This is a genomic window from Okeania sp. SIO2F4 (genome assembly GCF_010672385.1).
Lineage (GTDB): Bacteria > Cyanobacteriota > Cyanobacteriia > Cyanobacteriales > Microcoleaceae > Trichodesmium.
In genome coordinates, this window is record NZ_JAAHGT010000422.1 from 1 (window position 1) to 7,907 (window position 7,907).

The 7,907-nt window shown below is 36.0% G+C and carries 6 protein-coding genes and 1 pseudogene; all 7 read right to left on the reverse strand.

Translation table 11 applies throughout. The annotated features are described in order from the left end of the window. Nucleotides 1–447: 447 nt before the first annotated feature. On the reverse strand, nt 448–597 hold the full coding sequence (locus F6K22_RS23480; RefSeq protein WP_293103450.1) for a hypothetical protein: 150 nt from the start codon (nt 595–597) through the stop codon (nt 448–450). 325 nt (nt 598–922) lie between these two features. Then, a complete protein-coding gene (locus F6K22_RS23485; RefSeq protein ID WP_293103453.1) occupies nt 923–2,650 on the reverse strand; it encodes a succinate dehydrogenase/fumarate reductase flavoprotein subunit in 1,728 nt (575 codons plus the stop codon). Between the two features lie 608 nt (nt 2,651–3,258). Further along, nucleotides 3,259–3,567 carry a hypothetical protein gene (locus F6K22_RS23490; protein WP_293103464.1) on the reverse strand — a complete coding sequence of 103 codons (309 nt, stop codon included), beginning with the start codon at nt 3,565–3,567 and terminating at the stop codon, nt 3,259–3,261. 197 nt (nt 3,568–3,764) lie between these two features. Continuing rightward, nucleotides 3,765–3,872: pseudogene (locus F6K22_RS23495) on the reverse strand (transposase); the annotation flags it as partial. A gap of 193 nt (nt 3,873–4,065) precedes the next feature. Further along, nucleotides 4,066–4,242, reverse strand: a complete 177-nt coding sequence (locus tag F6K22_RS23500) for a hypothetical protein (protein ID WP_293103456.1) — start codon at nt 4,240–4,242, stop codon at nt 4,066–4,068. A gap of 368 nt (nt 4,243–4,610) precedes the next feature. Next, nucleotides 4,611–4,880 carry a hypothetical protein gene (locus tag F6K22_RS23505; RefSeq protein WP_293103458.1) on the reverse strand — a complete coding sequence of 90 codons (270 nt, stop codon included), beginning with the start codon at nt 4,878–4,880 and terminating at the stop codon, nt 4,611–4,613. Between the two features lie 168 nt (nt 4,881–5,048). Continuing rightward, nucleotides 5,049–6,950 carry a serine/threonine-protein kinase gene (locus F6K22_RS23510; RefSeq protein WP_293103461.1) on the reverse strand — a complete coding sequence of 634 codons (1,902 nt, stop codon included), beginning with the start codon at nt 6,948–6,950 and terminating at the stop codon, nt 5,049–5,051. Nucleotides 6,951–7,907: the final 957 nt, after the last annotated feature.

Below are 7,907 nucleotides of genomic sequence, written 5' to 3' on the forward strand. Positions count from 1 at the left end.
ATTTCTGGGAAATTTTGGGAAGGGAGGAAAAGTTAACTCCGGCGGTAGTATCAGATTTCTATTTCTGAATTTCTCTCTATTGCGCAATACGCAATAGAAATTTTTGCTTAGTATTTTCTGATTTCTGGGAAATTTTGGGAAGGGAGGAAAAGTTAACTCCGGCGGTAGTATCAGATTTCTATTTCTGAATTTCTCTCTATTGCGCAATACGCAATAGAAATTTTTGCTTAGTATTTTCTGATTTCTGAGAAAAATTTGTCGGGGGTGGGAAGAGTCACCTCTGGGGTTAGTATCAAATTTCTATTTCTGATTTGTCTCTATTGCGCAATACGCAATAGAAATTTTTGCCTAGTATTTTCTGATTTCTGGGAAAAATTTGTGGGAGTTTGTCTGTAGGGGTTTGGAAACCAAACCCTTTTCTATTTTGGAGACCAAACCCCTACGAAATTATGATTTGTCGGCAGTTTTCATCGCTTGAATAATTTTCATAGTTTCGACACTAACAGTACAAACTTTTTGTAGTAGGTCAATATTATTAATACCTAAATCAGCAAATACATTACTACTACTTGCAGTTACTGAAATTTCATCACTCATTATGATTATTTTCAGAAAATTAGTAGAAAAAGTAAGAAGGGAAAAGTCATATCAAATCTGTTAGCTTCGGAGTAATATAATTCCTTTGATTTTCATATAATGAGTAGGGGCAAATAGCTATTTGCACCTACAATATAGACTCTTATCTTGAGAATCCTGAATAACAGCAATGCTACTGGATTTGATCTAAAAAGTAAGAAGTAATACCATTTTGAAACATTCTTTTTTCAAATAGTTAAGTCTAATTAATAGACTTTCTAAAAAATGATATTAAAGCCATTCATTCTGACTCCTGACTCCTGAGTCCTGACTCCTAAAATCCTACTTAATACTTCCGCTCTTGTGGTTCAAACATAGTTATTGCCACAGGTCGATAACTAATATCAATTCCTGCCAAAGAATAATACGCCAAACTATGCCGTAAAAACCTCTCATCATTTCGTTGTGGAAAATCTTCCCGACTATGAGCGCCTCGACTTTCCTGACGACTCAACGCCGAACTTAAAATTGTCTCCCCCACAACAATAATACTCCGCAACTCCAACGCCTCAATAATTTCTGTATTCCAAGACTGACCCTTATCATCCAAATAAACCTGCTGATATTTCTCCTGTAACTGCTCCAATTTTTCCAACCCCTGCTGCATTACATCTTCAGAACGAAACACACCACAATGCTCACTCATCGTATCCTGAAATTGCTGCCTTAAAAAATCAATGCGATATTCTCCAGAGCGCTCTAATAAACCCTGAATTTGTTCCCGCGCCTCCTGTAAATAAGGTTGCTCCTCAACATCAGGTAACTTCCGACCCTCCACAAACTCAGCGATCGCAGCCCCAGTGCGTCGCCCATAAACAACACATTCCAACAAAGAATTACTTCCCAAACGGTTCGCCCCATGTACCGAAACACAAGCACATTCCCCCGCAGCAAATAACCCATCCACCAAACCATCAGCACTCGCCAAAACTCTTCCATCAGTATTAGTAGGAATGCCACCCATAGAATAATGAGCAGTCGGACGTACCGGCATCGGTTCATTCACCGCATCAATACCTAAAAGACGATGCGCCTCTTCCCAAGCAAAGGGCACTCGACTCATAATTTTCTCCCGCCCCATGTGTCGCAGATCCAGACAAACAAACGGACCTCCCGCACTACCATCCATATTAATTCCTCGACCAGCACGAAGTTCCAAAGTAATAGCGCGGGAAGTAATATCGCGCGGAGCCAACTCCATGCGACTAGGAGCATAATTCGCCATAAAGCGATCGCCATCGCTATTAATTAGATAAGCACCCTCTCCGCGCACCGCCTCTGAAATTAAAACTCCTGCTGGATATAGACCAGTGGGATGAAACTGCACAAATTCCATATCTTGAAGAGGCAAACCTGCCATTGCTGCCATTGCCAAACCATCGCCAGTCGAAGCATAATCATTGGAAGTTGTATTAAATACCCGACCATAACCACCAGTGGCAAACATTACGGCTTTTGCTCGGAGTACAACTATTTCTCCATCCAGAATATGATACATAACTACCCCCTTTGCCTGACCTTCTTCCAATATCAGACGCATTACATACCATTCCTCATAAATTTTTACCCCATAACGGCGGAGGTTATTCACTAATTCATGCAAAATAGCATGACCAGTTTTATCCGCAGCGTAACAGGTGCGGTTGTGGGAGTGACCGCCAAAAGCTCGTTGAGCAATACGACCATCTGGCAACCTGGAAAATAATACTCCCAAATGTTCTAGGTCAATAATTACATCTGGTGCTTCCTTAGCTAAAATTTCTACTGCGTCTTGGTCTGCCAGATAGTCGGAACCTTTAACAGTATCAAAAGCATGAGCTTTCCAACTATCTTCTGGATCTACATTTTGGAGAGATGCTGCTATCCCCCCTTGAGCAGCAACAGAGTGGGAACGAATGGGATGAGTTTTGGCAACGACCGCCACATTTAAACTAGAATTTTTGCGAGCTATTTCTACAGCAGCCCGACTTCCAGCGAGACCGCCGCCTACTATAATTATGTCGTGTTCTAACATTAGCTAAATATTAGGTATTTTTGTTCTTTTATTATCTTACTTTATAGCAAGTAAAGCCAAGTAATTTCTGACAAAAATTTGTCTGATATTCTCCACAAAAATACTTTTCTATTCGCTGAAACTAATTTAAAAAAAGGGTAGTGGTGTACAAGTAGTGATTTTTGCAGTTAGACTCGTGAAAGTGAAAGGGGTTTACTTATAAATATCACTACATCTACAGGACTACCAAAAAAAGAATGCTCTAAAACAGACAGATTAAAATTTAGTCTGAAAATTAGTTTTATCCAATGGTAAAAAAGCGCATAATTAGATCATTTGTTACTTTATTTTTCTTCTTTCTTTATTCCTTTTTAAGAGCTTATACTATTTGTCACAAAAATCGATCGATTTGGTATAAAACCCGATCAATATAGAACTACGCATTTAGGTTAGAGTATTGGTAAATCTTAAAACTCAGTCAGAGATTACTTTTAACTTTTGACTTTTAACTTGCACATAGCGCTATAATTCCTCATTCCTATAAAAACCTACCTGTCATTAGGCAGGCAGATTTTTAACACTTTTAGATTCTTGATTAATCTAAGAAATGAAATAAAGACTCAAAATATTTAGCCTAGAGATGTTGCTGTCTGCTGACCAGGTGTTGACATTTCAAGCTGCTCTTCCTCATTGGGGTCTACTGAAGAAACTTCAATATGATTTAATAGGGTAGTTACAAAAGCAAATAGTAGGAAGGGTAGAGACAAGACCACGACTAGAGCAATAGCTCCTAGAGCATAGGTTTGGTTACTGCTAGTCCAAAGGGCAACTCCTCCAGCAATACTCAAGAATACTACTATTAACCAAACAATAATCTGGCCATAAATGTCGCCGAAGGTGAGGGTGCAACTAAGCCGATATTTTTGGATATTATTCATCATTTTACCTCATTATATTACTTCAAATTTATAGGTTAGACCGCTTGTCAAACTAGGGGAAGATTTCTCAATATTTTGATCGTAATTGTTACGATACTTTACATTCAGATATTCATAAATATTATCATCTTTGTTTAATTTTATACTGAAATTTTAATTGCGAATTGCGAAGAAAAAATAAAGAAAAAATAAACTCTCCAGGCTCTGATAATGCTGTTACGCACAAATATACCAGTACGAATAGCTGAATCTAGCTTTCTGTAATGATTTTCTGTGGCTTGCATTTTCATTTTGTAGACGAGCATAGAAAAGTTTTATCATTAATAATGCTACGACAAAATTATAGCAGACAAATAAAGTATTTGCCAGCCCTAATTAACAAAAAGTACCTCTTTTAGGGGGAGATTTTAAACCCAATTTTTCGGTAAAATATATCGACTTTAGCGTCAAGTTTAAGAAGAAATGCAAAACTTTATATTTCCTTAAGTTAGTTGATATTTAATCTAACCAAATTTCCCACCAAGAACCTGATTTAGATTCTGATGATGTGACTTGTTTAATATTATTAATTTTTTCCCCTTTTTTAATCTTAGCTGCTGCTTGTTTAGCTGCTTCTTCTTCACTTCCTGCTTCGATTATTATATCTCTACGATTGAGTGTGACACGATATTTCATATTTTTTTACCTCTTTGTTTATGACTATAATACCAATTTTCTAAATGTTTCCTACAAATAGCTAGGGAATTTTTGTTTGAGTCAGCAGGACCGAGTTAGGAGTCGTATGGGAATAGCTTTGATACTATTTCTTAGTTCATAAGTTATCTTATTAGTCAAAAGGAAGGAGTTTAAATGAGTATAGACTTTACAATCAAGAAAGCTGACTTTTGTCGTAAGATTAAATTCTGGCTCAATTAATACAGCTTTGAACGCACTAAAACCAATAGCTGGTTGCTGATTGCTGACTGCTGTTAGCTCCACATTCCGCAGGAAATGCTTACATATTCCTACAATTTTTTCTGGTAACTAATTCTCAGAATATAAGATTAAACAGGTTTAGTTAAATCAGAACAATAACTATCATTTACTATTTGAGAATTAATCTTTACAGGTTCCATATCTGATGATTCTGGTAGCAACTTATTTGTATGATTAAATTTTACTTTTTTACAAACAACCTGAGAATTACTTATAGAGGCATAATCCCAAGTAAAAATTTCTGAATCTCTAATAGTTGCATTAGCTGGGACTCTGACTAATCCACTTAGTAAGACTAATTCTAGGGTTATTAAAGCAATAATTATGTATTTCAACATAGACCCTCGTAACTTGATTTTGAATAATTAATTTTAAGTACATAGTTTTATGCTTATCTATATTATCTCATGGTTTTTCTTTAAATGTCAAGATAGTTGATGATTTTAAGCATTCAGCTCATCAATAGCTAATAGCTGTTAGCTCCGCATTCCGCAGAAAATGCTGACCTAATACCTACGATTAATTCTATTTCTAGCAAATAATTCTAAGGAATATTCAACAGGTTTATCTGAATTTGAAACAACTACAAATTGATAATAACCAGATCTTTTTGTTTCACCTCTCCATTGATTTTCTGGAGAATCTTCTATTAATCCTCTAGACCTACGGCGATAATTTCTGGGAGGATAAATAGATAATAAAACTTCTGAAGAATTAGCTTCTAATTTGACGCGCAAAATTTGTTCAGCTTGTAACCAAGCTAGATAAATTTTACCTTCCCCTGGTTGGAGAGTACCCTTGACAATTTTCCGAAACGAACCTCGTGCAAAATTAACTTCTTCTAGGGATTTTCTGCTTTGTAAATCTTTCATTGTATCAGTAGCGATCGCTTGCCAAACTTGACCTATTGGTAAACCAATGAGGTTTCGACCACGGGTTTGCTCTGAAAATAAGTTAATAAACTGAGCATCGGTCAAATCATTAAAAGCAGCACTACTAATATTTAGTCTGTTTAGTTGAGACCGCCATCGATATATATCATCTTTACTATAATTGCCTAATCTGCGACGAGTGTCTGGAGTTAGGGTTTCTAGTTTGTCTGCCAATTTATCGGCTATTGCATACCACCGCCACTGCCATAATTTATCTTCTGGCGTTTTATTACTCAAAGTCTGCCCTCTTTTTTGAGGATACTGAGTGTAGAAAAATTCATCTACTAAGGGGAAAAAGAAAGATTCATCAATACCTAATTGTTGGAGGCGATCGCTCAATTTTTCTGGTTTCTCATTCACAACTGTGTCTTGATTGGGTGCGTATTCTAACCAAAAATTACCAACTATCCAACCTATTCCTCCCATGCTAAGTATTGTCACTGATACTAATAAAATTGTTGACCAAATAGAAGATTTTTGGGTAACATCGGTGGTAACAGGATTTTGGGAAGCTGAAATAGTGGTTACATTGGAGAGTTTACCAGCAGAAACAGGTGGAGTGGAAACAATGTCTGGTGGTGCTTGGGTCGTAGCTAAGTCTATGCTAGATGGAACATTTTCCAGCACTTCAATAACTTGACGAGCGTTTTTAAACCGAGCGCTCGGTTTAAAAGCTAACATTCTATCTAATATATTTCCCAGATTTTCACTAATACTAATTTCCTTGCGCCAGTTAAAAGTTAAGTTGTGAGCATCTATCAAAAAAGAGGGTTCCTTTCCAGTTAGTAAAACTAAAGCTGTTGCTGCTAAAGCATATAGATCGCTGTCATTATTAATAACTCCTAGTCGCATTTGTTCATCTGGAGCATATCCTACTTTTCCCAACTTTGTTGCTTGGGGTAAAAGACCGCCTCCTTTGTGAGCATACTCAGAAGCGACTTTTGTTGCTGTTTGCTTCACTCCACCAAAATCAATTAATACTGGCAATTTGTCTGAACTCTGCAGAATTATATTATCTGGAGAAATATCACGGTGAATAACTCCCAAGTTATGGATATATTCCAATACTGGTAATAGTTGCAGTAAAAATTTTTTTACTTCTGCTTCCCTAAAAAGTTTGCCTTGAAGTTTGCGGTTTTCCAACAAAGCACGATAAGTTTTACCTTTTATATAATCTTGTACCAGAAATAAATATCCTTCCCCATCTAACTTATAGCGAAACATTTCCCGAAAACCAGGAATTTGTGGATGTCGCAATTTGTATAGTACACCTGCTTCCCTTTCAAATAGTTCCTGGGATTTTTGTAAGGCGTAGCTACCGTGAACTTGGGGGGCAAATTCTTTAAGTACACAGAGTTCCTGGAAACGGTGGTTATCTTCCGCGAGGTAGGTACGTCCAAAACCACCATGTCCTAATTGTTTAATAATTTTATAGCGGTCAGTGAGTATTAGACCGGGATATATGGGGTTATTCATAAAAATAATGGCTAGTTTCAGCCTAAATTAAGTTCTATTATTATATTCGGTCAACCTAACCTGACAAAAGTTGAAAATCTAAATTTAGGGATAAAAAGGCAGGAAAAAATTAATTATTTAATTATTTTAACTACTAGAGGTTTTAATTATTCTATTTTATCTGTAGAGTAGCTGATGATGTGGCTGTGATAGTGATGTTAACTAATTACCTTAACTTCTGGAATTTCTCTCAAAAGAGAGAAACATAAGCAAGTAATAAGTCCGAGAGAGTTGTGAGAATTTCATTTTCTCTCAAAAATCATATTTTATAGACAGAAATTTTTGACGTTTTAGCAATTTTATAAAATTATTTCATATCATAAGTTTGAAGCTATTTGTGACGCTTGAAAAGTGCATTAGTATACAGCATATTCCAAATTAATTTAGGACAATTAATAAGAAAATCGGAAACTGCTGTATGATTTTTTGTAGGATATTTCAACAATTAATAATTAATAATTACCTCTTCTTGAAAACGGATAGGATTGACTAATCATGAAAATTTTTTCTTGTTTCTCCACGGCGAGTGAGAGGCTTTAAACCTTAATTATTCGGTAATATGTAGTTAACCTTTTAATCTTTGGGTAAGCATTCAGCTATTAGCATTCAACATTCAGATGAGTGAACATAATAACTTGACTTCAGTTAGCTAGTGACCTTTTTCTTTCCTGCGGAATGCTACGCAAACGTAATTTTGAATTATCCTAGAAGGATAATAAGTTAATAGCTGATAGCTGATAGCTGATAGCTGACTGCTGAATGCTTACATCTTTGGTATTAGTTTTCTGGATTTTTCATTAATTGATAATTGATAATGGATAATTGATAATTACAAGAAGGTTAAAACCGTTCGGGAATTGAAGATAAGAGGGTGAATGCACAAGCAAAGATTAAGATAGCTAGAGTGCTTAATATTTC